The sequence below is a fragment of the Luteimonas wenzhouensis genome (assembly GCF_007859305.1).
Taxonomy (GTDB): Bacteria; Pseudomonadota; Gammaproteobacteria; order Xanthomonadales; family Xanthomonadaceae; genus Luteimonas; species Luteimonas wenzhouensis.
In genome coordinates, this window is the sequence record NZ_VOHE01000001.1 from 15,513 (window position 1) to 31,542 (window position 16,030).

13 protein-coding genes are annotated in these 16,030 nt (G+C 72.4%); 12 read left to right on the forward strand and 1 reads right to left on the reverse strand.

The window, feature by feature from the left end; translation table 11 throughout:
• Positions 1-119 precede the first annotated feature (119 nt).
• From FQY79_RS00045 to FQY79_RS00070, 6 genes are all read left to right on the forward strand, one after another.
• Positions 120-455 (forward strand): hypothetical protein, encoded by a 336-nt coding sequence (locus FQY79_RS00045; protein WP_146309596.1) that lies wholly within the window; start codon positions 120-122, stop codon positions 453-455.
• 150 nt (positions 456-605) lie between these two features.
• Positions 606-944: a hypothetical protein gene (locus tag FQY79_RS00050; RefSeq protein ID WP_146309598.1), complete on the forward strand. Its 339-nt coding sequence runs from the start codon at positions 606-608 to the stop codon at positions 942-944.
• A gap of 649 nt (positions 945-1,593) precedes the next feature.
• Positions 1,594-3,201 carry a carboxyl transferase domain-containing protein gene (locus tag FQY79_RS00055; protein ID WP_146309600.1) on the forward strand — a complete coding sequence of 536 codons (1,608 nt, stop codon included), beginning with the start codon at positions 1,594-1,596 and terminating at the stop codon, positions 3,199-3,201.
• 386 nt (positions 3,202-3,587) lie between these two features.
• Complete coding sequence (locus tag FQY79_RS00060; RefSeq protein WP_146309601.1) at positions 3,588-4,916, forward strand: family 8 glycosyl hydrolase; 1,329 nt, start codon at positions 3,588-3,590, stop codon at positions 4,914-4,916.
• Between the two features lie 166 nt (positions 4,917-5,082).
• Positions 5,083-5,631: a bactofilin family protein gene (locus FQY79_RS00065; RefSeq protein WP_146309603.1), complete on the forward strand. Its 549-nt coding sequence runs from the start codon at positions 5,083-5,085 to the stop codon at positions 5,629-5,631.
• A 7-nt stretch (positions 5,632-5,638) separates the two neighbouring features.
• Complete coding sequence (locus FQY79_RS00070; RefSeq protein WP_146309605.1) at positions 5,639-6,034, forward strand: hypothetical protein; 396 nt, start codon at positions 5,639-5,641, stop codon at positions 6,032-6,034.
• Between the two features lie 372 nt (positions 6,035-6,406).
• Here the strand turns inward: FQY79_RS00070 and FQY79_RS00075 are convergent, their stop codons facing one another.
• Positions 6,407-8,344, reverse strand: coding sequence for an FTR1 family protein (locus FQY79_RS00075; RefSeq protein WP_146309607.1), 1,938 nt, complete (start codon positions 8,342-8,344; stop codon positions 6,407-6,409).
• A 149-nt stretch (positions 8,345-8,493) separates the two neighbouring features.
• Here FQY79_RS00075 and FQY79_RS00080 point away from each other — a divergent pair, with 149 nt between their 5' ends.
• The 6 genes from FQY79_RS00080 to FQY79_RS00105 all read left to right on the forward strand — a co-directional run bounded on the left by FQY79_RS00080 (position 8,494) and on the right by FQY79_RS00105 (position 15,988).
• Entirely contained in the window at positions 8,494-9,282 is a 789-nt protein-coding gene (locus FQY79_RS00080; protein WP_146309609.1) for an enoyl-CoA hydratase-related protein, read from the forward strand.
• Between the two features lie 3 nt (positions 9,283-9,285).
• Positions 9,286-9,693, forward strand: a complete 408-nt coding sequence (locus FQY79_RS00085) for a VOC family protein (RefSeq protein ID WP_146309612.1) — start codon at positions 9,286-9,288, stop codon at positions 9,691-9,693.
• Positions 9,693-11,690, forward strand: a complete 1,998-nt coding sequence (locus tag FQY79_RS00090) for an acetyl-CoA carboxylase biotin carboxylase subunit (RefSeq protein ID WP_146309614.1) — start codon at positions 9,693-9,695, stop codon at positions 11,688-11,690. Before FQY79_RS00085 ends, FQY79_RS00090 begins: the two co-directional genes overlap by 1 nt.
• A 7-nt stretch (positions 11,691-11,697) precedes the next feature.
• Positions 11,698-12,594, forward strand: a complete 897-nt coding sequence (locus tag FQY79_RS00095) for a hydroxymethylglutaryl-CoA lyase (protein ID WP_146310759.1) — start codon at positions 11,698-11,700, stop codon at positions 12,592-12,594.
• The gene (locus tag FQY79_RS00100) at positions 12,591-15,140 is read left to right on the forward strand and encodes a sensor domain-containing protein (protein WP_146309616.1); all 2,550 of its coding nucleotides are present in this window, start codon (positions 12,591-12,593) and stop codon (positions 15,138-15,140) included. The genes FQY79_RS00095 and FQY79_RS00100 overlap by 4 nt, the downstream gene beginning before the upstream one ends.
• 77 nt (positions 15,141-15,217) lie before the next feature.
• Complete coding sequence (locus tag FQY79_RS00105; RefSeq protein ID WP_146309618.1) at positions 15,218-15,988, forward strand: SDR family NAD(P)-dependent oxidoreductase; 771 nt, start codon at positions 15,218-15,220, stop codon at positions 15,986-15,988.
• Positions 15,989-16,030 lie beyond the last annotated feature (42 nt).

Genomic DNA, 16,030 nt, shown 5'->3' on the forward strand with positions numbered 1-16,030 from the left:
AACATCCTGTTGACAAAATGGCCAGTGGATTCCGCTTGACAGCCGTCAACGGCTTGTCATCATGTTGGCGGCGCGCAGGCTTGCGCGTTTTTCACCTTTTACGACGAGGAAGAAACGACATGACCATCAACAAGGCTCTGCTTGCGCTGGCCCTGGGCTTCGCCCTTGCCGCCTGCAGCAACGAGCAGCAGGCGCAGAACGCCGCTGCCGACGCCGCCGAGGAAGCCGCCGACGCTGCCGAGGCCGCTGCCGAGGCTGCGGGCACCGCGACCGAGGAGACCGCCCAGGCGGCTGCCGACGAGGCCGCTGCTGCCGCCGACGCCGCTGCTGACGCCGCTGCCGACGCGGCTGCCGCCACCACGTCCGAGGCCGCGGACGCGGCTGCCGATGCCGCCGAGGAAGCCGAGGACGCTGCGGAAGCCGCTGCCGACGCCGCCGAGGAAGCCAAGCAGTAATCCCGGCGTCGCCAAGCGACAGTCGAGGGAAGCCGCCGGCCATCCGGCGGCTTCTCTTTTTCTGAACATTCGGGTCCGCAAAATGACGGGGCGGCCACGGGGACCCGGGGCCGGTCGCGACAATCCAATCCCTTGCACCGGAGAGACCATTTGAACGCCAAGCTCATCGCCATCGCCGCAGCGAGCGTGCTCGCCCTTGCCGCCTGCGAAAACACCGCCGACGGCGCCAGGCAGGACGCCGCCGCGGCTGCCGACGCCGCCGAACGGGCCGCGGCCGAAGCCGCTGCCGAGACCGAGCGGGCGGCTGCCGAGCTCGAAGCCGCCGCCGAGGAAGCGGCCGCCGAGGCCGACGCCGCCATGGATCAGGCTGCCGCCGAGGCCGAGCAGGCCGCGGACCAGGCTGCCGACGCCACCCGCGAAGCCGCTGCCGACGCTGCCGGCGCGGTGAAGGACGCCGCCGCGGAAGCCGAGGAAGCCGCCCGCGACTGATCGCGGTTGGCATGACCGGAGAGAAGGCCCGCCAAGTGCGGGCCTTCTTGTTCTCCGAACACCTGCCCCTGCTGCCGCCTGTTGAAACGCCACCTCCCGCCCCTCCCCCGCTTGTTGAAACGCCACCACCGGCCCCTTCCCCGCTTGCGGGGGAAGGCTGGGATGGGGGCAGCCCACAGACGACAACCCATCAGCTGCACCGACACGACCCGCCCCCACCCCCAACCCTCCCCCGCACGCGGGGGAGGGAGCCGGTCGCCGCCCCTGCTGCCGCCTGTTGAAACGCCACCTCCCGCCCCTCCCCCGCTTGTTGAAACGCCCCCACCTGCTCCTTCCCCCGCTTGCGGGGGAAGGCTGGGATGGGGGCAGCCCACAGGCGACAACCCATCAGCTGCACCGACACGACCCGCCCCCACCCCCAACCCTCCCCCGCACGCGGGGGAGGGAGCCGGTCGCTGCCCCTGCTGCCGCCTGTTGAAACGCCACCTCCCGCCCCCTTCCCCCTCCTGTTGAATCGCCACCATCTGCCCCTTCCCCCGCTTGCGGGGGAGGGAACCGGTCGCTGCACTCCTTCCCCTCGTGGCGAAGGGGTCAGCGGACGGGGGGCCGGCTCACGTATCCTTCGGGTCCGCCCAACCGCCACGTACCCATGACGGTCATCGAATCCCGGCTCGATCCCCGATCACAGGAATTCCGCGACAACGCGCAGTACCACCGCGCCCTGGTGGAGGAGCTCGAGCGCCGCCTGGCACGCGCCGCGGACGGCGGCGGCGAGGCCGCGCGTCGCAAGCACACCGGGCGCGGCAAGCTGCTGGCGCGCGACCGCATCACCGCCCTGCTCGACCCGGGCTCGCCGTTCCTGGAAATCGCGCCGCTCGCCGCCGAGGACATGTACGACGGCGCCGCGCCCGCGGCCGGCATGGTCTGCGGCATCGGCCGGGTGATGGGCCAGGAAGTCGTGGTCGTGGCCAACGACGCCACGGTCAAGGGCGGCACCTACTTCCCGATGACGGTGAAGAAGCACCTGCGCGCACAGGAGATCGCGCGCGAGAACCGCCTGCCCTGCGTGTACCTGGTCGATTCGGGCGGCGCCTTCCTACCGCTGCAGGACGAGGTGTTTCCCGACAAGGAGCACTTCGGCCGCATCTTCTACAACCAGGCGCGGATGAGCGCGGAGAACATCCCGCAGGTCGCGGTGGTGATGGGCAGCTGCACCGCCGGCGGCGCCTACGTGCCGGCGATGTGCGACGAGAGCGTGATCGTGAAGGAACAGGGCACGATCTTCCTCGGCGGCCCGCCGCTGGTGAAGGCGGCCACCGGCGAGGTGGTCGACGCCGAGGCCCTCGGCGGCGCCGACGTGCACGCCAGCGTGTCCGGCGTGGCCGACCACTTCGCCGAGGACGACCGCCACGCACTGGAGATCGCGCGCCGCATCGTGGGCCACCTCAACCGGCGCAAGACCCTGCCGGTCGCGGTGCGCGAGGCGCGCGAGCCGCTGTATCCGGCCGAAGAACTCTATGGCGTGGTGCCGAAGGACACCCGCCGGCCGTTCGACATCCGCGAGGTGATCGCGCGCATCGTCGACGGCAGCGAGTTCGACGAGTTCAAGGCGCGCTACGGCAAGACCCTGGTCACCGGGTTCGCCCACCTGCACGGCTATCCGGTGGGCATCGTCGCCAACAACGGCATCCTGTTCTCCGAGAGCGCGCTCAAGGGCGCGCACTTCATCGAGCTGTGCAACCAGCGCGGGATTCCGCTGGTGTTCCTGCAGAACATCACCGGCTTCATGGTGGGCCGCAAATACGAGAATGCGGGGATCGCCAAGGACGGAGCGAAGATGGTCACGGCGGTGGCGTGTTCGAGCGTGCCCAAGTTCACCGTGGTGATCGGCGGCAGCTTCGGCGCCGGCAACTACGCCATGTGCGGCCGCGCCTATGGCGCCCGCTTCCTGTGGATGTGGCCGAACGCGCGCATCAGCGTGATGGGCGGCGAGCAGGCCGCGAGCGTGCTGGCGACCGTGCGCCGCGACGGCATCGAGGCTCGCGGCGGCCAATGGAGCGCGGAGGAGGAAGAGGCGTTCAAGGCGCCGATCCGCGAGCAGTACGAAACCCAGGGCAGCCCGTGGTACTCGACCGCGCGGCTGTGGGACGACGGCATCATCGATCCGGCCGATACGCGGCGGGTGCTGGCGCTGGGGATCTCGGCTTCGCTCAATGCGCCGATCGAGCCGGCGAGGTTCGGGGTGTTCCGGATGTAGTGCGTGGGGGGTGGCGGCATCGCTGCGGCGACGTCCTGCCCCGGTCTCGGGGTTGGGACAGCGACCGCCCCCCACTCCTTCCCCCGCTTGCGGGGAGGGAGCTACGACCTGCTCCTTCCCCCCGCGTGCGGGGGAAGGTCGGGATGGGGGCAACTGCCGGAGGCTTGTCGTGCCCGTCGCAATGCCGCGTGCCCCACCCCAGCCCTCCCCCGCGTCGCGGGGGAGGGAGCCTGCGCCTGCTCCTTCCCCCGCTTGTGGGGAGGGGGCCGCCACCTGCTCTCCTTCCCCCGCTTGCGGGGGAAGGTCGGGATGGGGGCGACCGCCGGAGAGGCGCTGCGCGATGCGTCTGGTACCTTCGGCCGCTCCCTGGCTTCGTTCCGGTGACCATGCTCCAGACTTCCCATCGCGTCCTGCGCGCCTGCGTCCTGCTTCTCTCCGCATTCCTGCTGTCGTCCTGTGCCGGGCACCCGCAGCCTGGGGAGTCGCAGGCCGCCGGCGATGGCGCCACCACCAGGGCCGGCGCCGCGCACACGGGCGAATACCCCAACCTGTTCGTGGAAGCGGGTTACCCGCGCGACGTGGTCGACGCCCGGATCGAAGCCGCGTTCGCGCAGCTCTTCCATGGCGATCCGGACAGCGAAGCGGTCTATTACGAAGCCGGCGGGAACGAGCACGGCCCGCTCGCCTACATCCACGACGTCAACAGTGACGACGTGCGCTCGGAAGGCATGTCCTACGGGATGATGATCGCGGTGCAGATGGACCGGAAGCGCGAGTTCGACGCGATCTGGAACTGGGCCCTGACCCACATGTACCACGACGACCCCGGCCACCCGGCGTACGGCTACTTCGCCTGGTCGGTGCGCACCGACGGCACCGCGATCGACGAGATGCCCGCGCCCGACGGCGAGGAATACTTCATCACCGCGCTGTACTTCGCCTCGGCCCGCTGGGGCGACGGCGAAGGCCGCTACGACTACCGGGCGCACGCCGATCGCCTGCTGCACCACGTCCTGCATCGCGAGCCGGTCACCGGCCCGACCAACCGCGGCACGATGACCGCGGTGAACCTGTTCGACCGCGACACGAGGATGGTGCGCTTCACGCCCGACGTGGAGAACGCCGGCCACACCGATGCCTCCTACCACCTGCCTGCGTTCTACGAGCTCTGGGCGCGGGTGGGCCCGGAGGCCGACCGCGCGTTCTGGCGCGAGGCGGCGGCCGCCAGCCGTGACTACTTCGCCAGGGCCGCGCATCCGCGCACCGGGCTCACCCCCGACTACGGCAACTTCGACGGCACGCCCTGGGCCGCGCCATGGCGGCCGGAGGCGGCGGACTTCCGTTACGACGCCTGGCGCACGGCGATGAACTGGTCGATGGACTGGTCGTGGTGGCGCGCCGACCCGCGCCAGGTCGAACTGTCCAACCGACTGCAGGCGTTCTTCCTCGACCAGGGCCTCGACGACCACCAGAGCCTGTACTCGCTCGACGGACAGCCCCTCGGCGGCGGCCGCACCACGGCCCTGGTGGCGATGAACGCCACCGCCTCGCTCGCGGCCGACCACCCGCGCCGGCTCGATTTCGTGCGCGCCCTGTGGGACCTGCCGGTGCCGACCGGACAGTACCGCTACTACGACGGGATGCTGCAGATGATGGCCCTGCTCCACCTCTCGGGCCGCTACCGGATCTGGTGGCCGCCCGGCACCGCGCCGTGACCACGCGCGGCCGCGGCTCAACAAGATGCGCCAAGTGCTTGCCACGAAACGAATTCGGTGAGCCCCGTCACAGCGTGAAGCCGGTGTGTACGTGCTAGGCTCAGGCCCATTCCCCCGTCCGGCCGGCGTACCGGCCGTTCCCTGTCCAGCTCGAGGAACTCCGCGAATGGCCATCTTCAACTCCCAGAGCAACGCCCCCAAGAAGGACCAGCCCTCCTTCGCCGCCGACACGCCGGCCTCCGTGCCGCCGCGCGAGGCGCCGGCCGTCGCCGATTTCACCCCGACCCAGGTCACCCCTCCGCGGGCGGCCCCGCCCGAGCCGGTGGCCAAGGAATCGCTGATCGCCGCCGACCTGACCATCGAGGGCAAGATCGAGGGCAGCGGCCACGTCCGCATCGCCGGCAAGTTCAAGGGCGACGTGAACGTGCAGGGCAACCTGCGGATCGAGGAGGGCGCCAGGCTCAACGGTGGCGTCAAGGCCCGCCAGGTGGTGGTGGCCGGCGAGCTGGATGGCAACATCCAGTCGGCGGAGAAGGTGGAATTGCTCGCCTCGTCGGTGCTCACCGGCGACGTCAAGGCCGGCTCGATGACCGTGGCGGCCGGCTCGAAGATCCGCGGCCACGTCGAGTGCGGCTGGGACGCGTCCGAGGCGTCGGCGCGTCGCGGCGGCAAGGCCGAGGCGGTGGAGCAGCGCGAGCGCGCCACGGCCTCCTGAGCTCCCGGTGAGCACCCCGAAGCCGGGCACGGCAGGTGCGACCCGCACCTGCCCCCACTGCAAGACCACGATCCTGGCGAGCGCGGCGATCTGCCCGTCGTGCCGGCACTACCTGCGCTTTGATTCGCCGCGCGCCGAACCGGGCGCGGCGCCTGCCGAAAGCACCACTGCGCTGCAGGTCGAGGGCATGATCCGGCATCCGGCCGAGGGGGGCGCCTGGGAATACTCGGTGCTGCTGACCGTACGCGACGACGAAGGCAACGAACTGGCGCGACACGTGGTCGGTGTGGGCGCGATGCACGCCGGCGAGGAGCGCACCTTCCACCTGTCCGTGGAAGTGACCCCCACCAACGACACGCGACGTCCCCCGCGCGCGCCCAGGCGGGTATTCAGCAAGCACTGACCGGCGCTGGCGAGGAACATCGGCGAGTCCTGCGTGTGTACTTGCCGTTGGACGCACGCGGATATGCCTGCCTGCTCCTTCCCCCGTTTACGGGGGAAGGTTGGGATGGGGCCGGGACCGAAGGCGGGGGGCATCCACTGCCGCGCCCGCTTTGCCCCCACCCCAGCCCTCCCCCGCAAGCGGGGGAGGGAGTTGTCTGCCCTTTCCCGCCAGCGGACGGAGTTGTCTGCCGTTCCCCGCGAGCGGTGGAAGGGGTGGTCTTTCCTCTCCTGTATGCGGGAAGGGGTCATCTGCTCCTTCCCCCGTTTCCGCGGAAGAAGCGGCTTTCCTCCCTTGTCGGGGTTGGATGCCTGGCGTGGCGCTGGCGGCGGGTCAGGCAGCGGCCGCCCGCGCCTTGCGTCCGGACCAGGCGAAGCCAGCGACCAGCACCGCCACTACCAGCAGCTGCACGGCCACGCCCAGCAGGGTTGGGGACAGCCCCAGCCACTCCAGGCGGGGCCAGCCGTCGAGCCAGGTCACCGGCAGCCAGCCCGCCTCCTGCAGCGCGGACACGGCCTTGCCGGCCAGCACCACCGCCAGCACCGCGATCAGGATCGCGCTGTAGCGGAAGAACCGCGCGATCGGCAGGCGGCGGCTCCAGCGCATCAGCGCCCAGCCCACCACCGCCAGCGCCAGCGCGCCGGCGGCGCCGCCAGCAACCACGCTGCTACGGCTGCCCTGGCCCCACAACGCGGCGAAGAACAGGATCGTCTCGAACACCTCGCGGTACACGACCACGAACACCAGCGCCAGCAGGAACAGGCCCGACCCGCGCCCCAGCGCCTGGCCGAGCTTCTCGCGCACGTAGCGCTGCCAGGCGTCGGCCTGGCCCTTGCCGTGCATCCAGATGCCGACCCAGACCAGCACCACCGCCGCCAGCAGCGCGCCGAAGCCCTCGGACAGTTCGCGGCTGGCGCCGCTGATGCCGATCACCCAGGTCGCCAGCGCCCAGGTCGCCGCGCCGGCCGCCAGCGCGGCGATCCAGCCGCCGTGCACCCAAGGCAGCATCTCGTCGCGCCCGGCCTTGCGCAGCAGCACGATCATCGCGACCACGATCAGCAGTGCCTCCAGGCCCTCGCGCAGCAGGATGGTGAAGGCGGCGAGGAAGCTCGCCGCAGACGAGGTGCGTCCCTGCCCCAGCGCCGCCTCGGCCTGCGCGAACAGCCCGTCCAGCGCGTCGACCTGGGCCTGCAGCACGCCAGGATCGGCGTTCGCGGCGATGCCCGAGCGCAGCTGCGCCATTGCGGCCTCGATCCGCACCATCAACGGCTTGTCGCGCGCGGCCAGCAGCGGTTCGACCGGTTCGAAGCCGTCGAGGTAGGCCGACAGCGCCCGCTGCCGTGCGCCGGTGGCATCGCCGGCGCGGTAGGCGTCCATCGCCTCGCGCAGCAGCCGGCGCGAGGTGGCAAGCGCCGCGCCCTCGGCATCGGTCGCCTGCCGCAACGCCTCGGGATGGCGGCGCAGGTAGGCGACGACCGCGGCCGCGTCCTCCGCCGATCCCAGTTCCGCGGCGAGGTCGGCGGGCGTCTGTCCGACGAAGCGCGCCAGGTCGAACGACGCACGCAGCGCCGGATCCCCGTCCAGTCGCGCCCTGCCCGCTTCCACCAGCGCTTCGGGGTAGGCCAACGCGCCGCTGTAGGTCGCCAGCGCCCACAGGTCGTCCGCCGGCAGGCCGCGGTAGCTCGCCATCGAGGTGCCCTCCAGGCCCTGCTCGATGACCTGGTAGAGCGCGAACACGCTGCGCTCGTCGGCGCGTTCGCGGTCGGTGAAGTCGATCGGCGGCGGGTCCAGGCCCGCGCCGGCAGGGCCGTCGCCGGCGCCGGTCGGGCCGTGGCAGCTGGCGCACAGCCGGGCGTAGAGCTCGGCGCCGCGGGCATGGTGCGGCAGGGTGTCGGGGACCAGCGGGATCGGATGCGCCTGCACCAGCAATGCCGCCAGCCCGCGTGCGCGTCGGGCGATGTCCACCGGGTCGCCCTTGTCCAGGATCGCCTGCCGCAGCGCCTGCGCATCGCCCTGCAGCCGGCCGGCCTCGGGCGTCGGCGGCAGCGCCGCGATGGCCTCCGCCGCGGTCTGCGAGAACTCGAGCATCTCGTCGTACTCGAGCTGGTTCACGACTTCGCCCTCGGCCACGGCCTCGCGGTAGTCCACCGCGATGTAGTCGAGCAGCCGCCAGGTGGTGGCCACGCTGGACTCGGAGGCGCCGGCGGGGAGGCAGGCGAGGATCAGGGCGAGACCGGATAGCAGCGTCGCCAGCAGCAGGCGTGGGGACATGGCAGAAGTGAGAATGGGACTCATCCAGTGTACGCCATGTCCCGGCCGCCGCACACTCCGGCCGCCCCGCCGATGCCCCGCCCGTGGCCCGGCCAGCGCCGGGGGCTGTGGCTATCATGGCTGCTCGCTTCCAGCCGCCCTGCCACGCCATGACAGAACCGCTTTCGACCCGCCGCGCGGGCCCGGTCGTGCACCTGGTGCTCGACCGCCCTGCCCTCCACAACGCCTTCGACGCGGCCCTCATCGCCCGCCTGACCGGCGCCCTGGAGGAGGTCGCGGCGGACGATGCGGTGCGCGTGGTGGTGCTGTCGGGCGCCGGCGCCTCGTTCTCGGCCGGCGCCGACCTCAACTGGATGCGCGGCATGGCTGCCGCCGGCGAGGCGGAGAATCGCGCGGACGCCCTCGCCCTCGCCCGGCTGATGCGCACCCTCGACGAACTGCCCAGGCCGACCATCGCCCGGGTGCATGGCGCGGCCTTCGGCGGCGGCGTGGGCCTGGTCGCGTGCTGCGACATCGCCATCGGCGTGCCCGGCGCGAAGTTCGGCCTCACCGAGAGCCGCCTGGGCCTGCTGCCGGCGGTGATCTCGCCCTATGTGGTGGCCGCGATCGGCCCGCGTCAGGCCCGGCGCTGGTTTGCCACGGCGGAAGTCTTCGACGCGGCGCAGGCCTTGCGCATGGGGCTGCTGCACGAGGTGGTCGAACCCGAGGCCCTGGACGCCGCGATCGAACGCCAGATCGCCCTGCTGCTCAAGGCCGGCCCGATTGCCTCCGCCCGCGCCAAGCGCCTGGTGCGCGAGGTCGCCCTGCAGCCCGACCGCGACCGGCTCGACCGCGCCAACGCCGACCTGATCGCCGCGCTGCGGGTCTCGCCCGAGGGCCAGGAGGGCCTGGGCGCCTTCCTCGACAAGCGCGCCCCGCGCTGGGTGCAGGAGGACTGAAGGATGATCGACCACATCGGCCTCACCGTCGCCGACTATGCCCGCAGCCGGGCGTTCTACGAGCGCGCGCTCGCGCCGCTGGGCTACCGCCTGGTGATGGAACTGACTCCGGAGCAGACCGGCGGCAGCTACCATGGCGGCGGGTTCGGCGACGGCAAGCCGGACTTCTGGATCGGCGCCGGCCGCGACGGCCAGACGCCGACCACGTCCATGCACGTCGCCTTCGCCGCGAACAGCCGCGCCGCCGTCGATGCCTTCCACGCCGCGGCGCTGGCCGCCGGCGCGCGCGACAACGGCGCGCCGGGGCTGCGCCCCGATTACCACGCCAATTATTACGGCGCGTTCGTGATCGACCCGGACGGCCACAACATCGAGGCGGTCTGCCACCTGCCCGAGGACGCGAGCCGCTGATGTTCCGCAAGATCCTGATCGCCAACCGCGGCGAAATCGCCTGCCGCGTGATCCGCACCGCGCGCCGGCTCGGCATCCGCACCGTGGCCGTGTATTCCGAGGCCGACGCCGACGCGCTGCACGTGCGCCTGGCCGACGAGGCCTGGCCGATCGGCGGCCCGCGCCCGGCCGACAGCTACCTGCGCGGCGACGCGATCGTGCGGGCCGCCCTCGACAGCGGCGCCGGGGCCATCCACCCCGGCTACGGCTTCCTGAGCGAGAACGCCGGGTTCGCCGACGCGGTCGAAGCGGCGGGCCTGGCGTTCATCGGCCCGAAGGCCGCATCGATGCGGAAGATGGGCAGCAAGGCCGGCGCCAAGGAGCTGATGCAGGCGGCCGGGGTGCCGGTGGTGCCCGGCTATACCGGCGAGGACCAGTCGCCGCAGGCCCTGGCGCGCGAAGCGGAGCGGATCGGCTTCCCGCTGATGATCAAGGCCGCGCACGGCGGTGGCGGCAAGGGCATGCGCGTGGTGCGCGACGCGGCGGAGTTCCTGCCCGCGCTCGAGAGCTGCCGGCGCGAGGCGGCCAACGCGTTCGGCCGCGACCGCGTGCTGCTCGAGCGCTACATCGAGTCGCCGCGCCACATCGAGATCCAGGTGTTCGGCGACGCGCACGGCAACGTCATCCACCTCAACGAACGCGAATGCTCGGCCCAGCGCCGCTACCAGAAGGTGCTGGAGGAGTCGCCCTCGCCCTTCCTGACCCCGCCGCTGCGCGCGGCGATGGGCGAGGCGGCGGTGCTGGCCGCGCGCGCGATCGACTACACCAACGCCGGCACGGTCGAGTTCATCGTCGACCCCGACGGCGGCTTCTACTTCATGGAGATCAACACCCGGCTGCAGGTCGAGCATCCGGTGACCGAGATGACCACCGGCCTGGACCTGGTGGAATGGCAGCTGCGCGTCGCCGCCGGCGAGCCGCTGCCGCTGGCCGCGGACGCGGTCCGCAGCCACGGCCACGCGATCGAGGTGCGGCTGTACGCGGAAGACCCCGACGCCGGCTTCCTGCCCGCCTCCGGCCGCCTGCACCACCTGCGCCTGCCGCGGCCGTCGCCGCACGTGCGCATCGACGCGGGCGTGACGCAGGGCGACACGGTGAGCATCTTCTACGACCCGATGATCGCCAAGCTCATCGTCCACGACCGCGATCGCCCGGCCGCCCTCGCCCGCCTGCGCGAGGCGCTGGCGGCCTGCTCGGTGGACGGGCCGAAGACCAACATCGCCTTCCTCGAGGCGCTGGTGCGGCATCCCGCGGTCGTCGAGGCGCGGATCGACACCGGCTACCTCGACCGCCACCTCGACGAGTTCATCGCCGCTGCGGCGGTGGACGAACCCGCGCTGCTGCTGGCCGCCGCCACCGCGTACCTGCTCGACCAGGAACGCGCGCAGCGCGACGCGGCCGCGGCGTCCGCCGACCCCACCTCGCCGTGGGCGCTGGCCGACGGCTGGCGGCTGGGCCACGCCGGGCAACGGCCGCTGGCGTTCGAGCACGCCGGCGGCCGCATCGACCTGCTGGCGCGCGGCCACGGCGGCGACTACCACATCACCCTGGACGGGCGCACGGTGGCGATCGAGGGCGCACGGCTGTCCGGGGACGCGCTCTGGCTGCGTATGGACGGCAAGGGGAGCCGTTTCCATCTCGCGCTGCAACCCGGGCGCATCGAGGTGCACGACGGTGACCGCCGGATCACGCTGCGGCCACTGGCGGCGTACCGGCACGAGGAGTCCGGACAGTCGGCGGCCGACGATCGCGTGCGTGCGCCCATGCCCGGGCGCGTGGTGGCGCTGCGCGTCGCGGCCGGTGACCGGGTGGAGGCAGGACAGGAGCTGGTGGTGCTCGAAGCGATGAAGATGGAACTGGCCCTCAAGGCTCCGCGCGCGGGCGCGGTCGCCGAACTGCGCGCCGCGGCCGGCGACTTCGTCGAGGCCGACGGCGTGCTGGTGGTGCTGGAGGACTGAGGTGGCCCTGCCCGACCGCGTGCGCATCGTGGAGGTCGGGCCGCGCGACGGCCTCCAGAACGAACGGGCCATGGTGCCCACCGCGGCCAAGATCGAGCTGGTCGACCGCCTCTCCGCCACCGGGCTGCAGACGATCGAGGCAACCAGCTTCGTCAGCCCGAAGTGGGTGCCGCAGCTGGCCGATGCCGCCGAGGTGTTCGCCGGCATCACCCGGCGGCCCGGCGTGTCCTACCCCGTGCTGGTGCCCAACCTGCAGGGCTACGAACGCGCGCTCGCGGCCGGTGCGCGCGAGGTGGCGGTATTCACCGCCGCTTCCGAGGCGTTCAACCTCAAGAACACCAACGCCGGGATCGACGCGTCGCTGGAGCGGTTCGCGCCGGTGCTCGAGCGCGCCCGCGCCGACGGCGTGCGCGTGCGCGGCTACGTCTCGACGGTGCTCGGCTGCCCTTACCAGGGCGAGGTGCCGCTGGCCGACGTGGTCCGCGTCGCCCGCGCCCTGCACGCGATGGGCTGCTACGAGGTCTCGCTCGGCGACACCATCGGCGTCGGCACGCCGATGCGCGCGCGGGACATGCTGCGCGCGGTCGCGGCCGAAGTGCCGATGGCCGCACTGGCGGTGCATTTCCACGACACCTGGGGCCAGGCGCTGGCGAACGTGCTGGCCTGCCTGGAGGAAGGCGTGGCGGTGGTCGACAGCGCCGTGGCCGGCGCCGGCGGCTGCCCCTACGCGCGCGGCGCCTCGGGCAACCTCGCCAGCGAGGATCTGGTGTACATGCTCCACGGCATGGGCCTCCACACCGGCGTGGACCTCGACCGGCTGGCCGACACCGGCCGCTGGCTGGCCGGCCTGCTCGGACGCGAGACCGGCAGCAAGGCGGGCCGGGCACTGGCGGCGGGCGGATGACGACGGCGGACCTTCCGGGCATCGCCCGCCCGCCGGAGGATGCGGCGGGAATCGCGGCCGGCCTGGAGGCCGCCAGCCGCGACCCCACCCTGCCGGCCGGCCTCCGGGCACTGCTCGCCGCCGCGCGCGACGCGCTGGTCGCGGCCGTGGGCGAAGCCGAGGACGCGCGCCTGGGCTACCGCGCCCTGTTCGACGCGGTGCCCGACCCGGTGAGCATCATCGACGAGGACGGCATCGTCCTGGACCTCAACAAGGCCGGCATGGCGGCCTACCGCCGGCCGCGCGAGGAGATCGTCGGCCAGCCGATCGAGGTGCTCAACCCCGACCTGCCGCGCGACCACATGGTGCCGGTGCTCGAGGCGCTCGACCGCGGCGAGACCTACGTGATCGAGGTCGCCAACATGCGCGGCGACGGCAGCCGCTTCCCGGTCGAGGTACACTCGGCCGGCTTCATGTACGGCGGCCGCCGCTGCATCGTCGCGGTGGCGCGCGACCTGACCGCGCGGCGCATGGCCGAGCTGCGCTACGGCCAGCTGATGGAGGTGATCGACAAGGGCGTGCTGGTGCTCGACGGCCGCGGGCGCATCGTCCAGGCCAATGCGGCGGCGATGCGCATCCTCGGCGCCGAAGGCCATGCCGACCTGCGCAGCTGGTGGAATCCCGACGACTGGACCATGGTCGACAAGGACGGCCGCCCGCTCACCTTCCGCGAACTGCCGCCGGCGCGCACCCTGCGCACCGGGCGCGCCACCGGCAGCGAGGTGGTCGGTCTGTACCACCGCCCCGAGCGGCGCCTGCGCTGGCTGTCGGTGAGCAGCGTGCCGCTGTTCGCGCCGGGCGCCAGGCGCCCGAGCCAGGCGCTGTCGTTCTTCAGCGACGTCACCGAACTCAAGCGCGACAGCGCCCTGTTCGACCGCGCCCAGGCCCTGGCCCGCATCGGCGGCTGGGAATGGGAGGTCGACCGCGACGCGCTGTACATGACCGACCAGGCGCTGCGGATCCTGGGCGACCGCCCGGTGCGCCGGATCGCCGACCTGCTCGTCGCGCTGGCCCGCGAGGACCGCGCGCGCCTGGAGCAGGCCCTGCGCAGCGCCACCACGGACGGCGGCACCGTGGACCTGGAGGTGCAGGCTTCGCGCGCCGACGGCAGTCCGCTGTGGCTGCGGATCATCGGCGAGGGCGAGGCCGGGCGCAGCGAGGGCACCAGCATCACCGGCACCTTGCAGGACATCACCGAGCGCATGCTCGAGCGCGAGACCCTGCGCGTGCGCGCGCGCACCGATCCGCTCACCGGCCTGCTCAACCGCGATGCGATGCTGTACGAGATCGAGACCCGCCTGCGCGAGCCGACCCACGGCGGGCTGGCGGTGCTGTACATCGACCTCGACCGCTTCAAGATGGTCAACGATGTGCTCGGCCACGCCGCCGGCGACGAACTGCTCGACGCCGCCGCGCGCCGGATCTCGCGCGCGGTCGGCACCGAGGGGCTGATCGCGCGCTTCGGCGGCGACGAGTTCCTGGTCGCCTGCAACACCCGCGACGACCCCGAGCGCCCCGAGCGCATCGCCGACGCGATCCTCGAAGCGTTCACCGAGGGGTTCCGCTTCGGCTCCGAGGAGTTCGCGATCACCGCCAGCATCGGCATCGCCCGCGCGCCGCGCGACGGCGACCGGCCGCAGCTGCTGATCCAGAACGCGGATGCGGCGATGTACGACATCAAGCGCCGGATCCGCAACGGCCGCCAGGAGTTCACGCCCGAGCTCGCGCAGTCGCAGGAGACCCGGCTGCGGATGGAAACCCAGCTGCGCCGCGCGACCGACAACGCCGAGTTCCGCCTGCTCTACCAGCCGCAGGTGGACCTGCGCGACGGCCGCACGGTCGCGGCCGAGGCGCTGATCCGCTGGCAGAACCAGCAGTTCGGCGGCATGCGCCCGGACCATTTCATCGGCCACGCCGAGAGCACCGGCGACATCGTGCGCATCGGTGGCTGGGTCCTGCGCGAGGCCTGCCGCCAGGTGGCGCAGTGGCGCGACCAAGGCCTGGGCCTGGTGCGGGTGGCGGTGAACGTGTCCTACCGCCAGTTCCTGGTGGAAGACTTGGCGCGCGCGGTGCGCGAGGCGCTGGAGGAGCACGACCTGCCCGGCCCCGCCCTGGAGCTGGAGTTCACCGAACGGGTGCTGATCGAGGACGCGCCCGACACCCTGCGCACCTTCGAGGCGCTGCGCGAGATGGGGGTGATGCTGACCATCGACGACTTCGGCGAGGGCTACAGCGCGCTCAACTACCTGCGTCGGCTACCCATCCACGGCCTCAAGCTCAGCCAGCTGTTCGTGTCCGGGGTGCCGGGCAACCAGTCCGACGTCGCGGTCTGCCAGGCGGTGGCCGGCATCGCCCGCAGCCTCGGCCTCGGGCTGGTGGCCGAGGGCATCGAATCCGATTCGCAACGGCGCTTCCTGCTCGAGCTCGGCATCCAGTTCGGCCAGGGCTTCCTGTTCGCGCCGGGCCTGCCCCCGGACGAGTTCGCGCGCCGCTTCGCCAACCGCTGACGCCGGCCGGCGGGCGCGCCGGCCGGCCGGGCGCGGCAGGCTAGAATGGGCACCTGTTTTCCTGACGGCAGTCCTCCATGCACGCCAATTCCGTCCGCGCCATCGTCACCGGCGGGGTTTCCGGCCTGGGCCTGGCCGTGGCCGAGCGCCTGGTCGCCGATGGCGGCCGCGTGGCCCTGTTCGACCTCAACGACGAGCGCGGCGCGGCCGCGGTCGCGACCCTGGGCGAGGCCAACGCGCGCTATTTCAAGGTCGACGTGTCGAGCGAGGACGCGGTCGCGTCCGCGGTGGATGCGGCGGCCGGCTTCCTCGGCGGGCTGAACGTCGCGGTCAGCTGCGCCGGCATCCTCGGCGCCGGCCGGGTGCTCGGCCGCGAAGGGCCGATGCCGCTGTCGCAGTTCGCCACCACCGTGGCGGTGAACCTGGTCGGCAGCTTCAACGTGGCCAAGGCCGCGGCCGCGCGCATGCAGCACAACGAGCCCGGCGAGGACGGCGAGCGTGGCGTGATCGTCAACACCGCCAGCATCGCCGCCTACGAGGGCCAGGTCGGCCAGGCGGCGTATTCGGCCTCCAAGGCCGGCGTGGTCGGCATGACCCTGCCGATGGCGCGCGAGCTCGCGCGCTTCGGGATCCGGGTCAACACCATCGCCCCGGGCATCTTCTGGACCCCGATGGTGGATGGCATGCCCGAGCAGGTGCAGCGGTCGCTCGCCGCGTCGATCCCGTTCCCGTCGCGCCTGGGCCAGCCGGCGGAGTTCGCCGACCTGGTCGCCACCATCGTGCGCAACCGCTACCTCAACGGCGAGACCATCCGCCTCGACGGCGCCGTGCGGCTGGCGCCGAAATAGGCCCGCCAGCGCCCGCTCCCGTCCCTCCGAACCCTCCCCCAC

What these genes read in the sequence shown, in the direction of transcription:
- FQY79_RS00045 (WP_146309596.1), top strand. Translation starts at nt 120, where the DNA reads ATGACCATCAACAAGGCTCTGCTTGCGCTGGCCCTGGGCTTCGCCCTT.
- FQY79_RS00100 (WP_146309616.1), top strand. Translation starts at nt 12,591, where the DNA reads ATGACGACGGCGGACCTTCCGGGCATCGCCCGCCCGCCGGAGGATGCG.
- FQY79_RS00055 (WP_146309600.1), top strand. Translation starts at nt 1,594, where the DNA reads ATGACGGTCATCGAATCCCGGCTCGATCCCCGATCACAGGAATTCCGC.
- FQY79_RS00075 (WP_146309607.1), bottom strand. Translation starts at nt 8,344, where the DNA reads ATGTCCCCACGCCTGCTGCTGGCGACGCTGCTATCCGGTCTCGCCCTG.
- FQY79_RS00090 (WP_146309614.1), top strand. Translation starts at nt 9,693, where the DNA reads ATGTTCCGCAAGATCCTGATCGCCAACCGCGGCGAAATCGCCTGCCGC.
- FQY79_RS00105 (WP_146309618.1), top strand. Translation starts at nt 15,218, where the DNA reads ATGCACGCCAATTCCGTCCGCGCCATCGTCACCGGCGGGGTTTCCGGC.
- FQY79_RS00060 (WP_146309601.1), top strand. Translation starts at nt 3,588, where the DNA reads ATGCTCCAGACTTCCCATCGCGTCCTGCGCGCCTGCGTCCTGCTTCTC.
- FQY79_RS00080 (WP_146309609.1), top strand. Translation starts at nt 8,494, where the DNA reads ATGACAGAACCGCTTTCGACCCGCCGCGCGGGCCCGGTCGTGCACCTG.
- FQY79_RS00085 (WP_146309612.1), top strand. Translation starts at nt 9,286, where the DNA reads ATGATCGACCACATCGGCCTCACCGTCGCCGACTATGCCCGCAGCCGG.
- FQY79_RS00065 (WP_146309603.1), top strand. Translation starts at nt 5,083, where the DNA reads ATGGCCATCTTCAACTCCCAGAGCAACGCCCCCAAGAAGGACCAGCCC.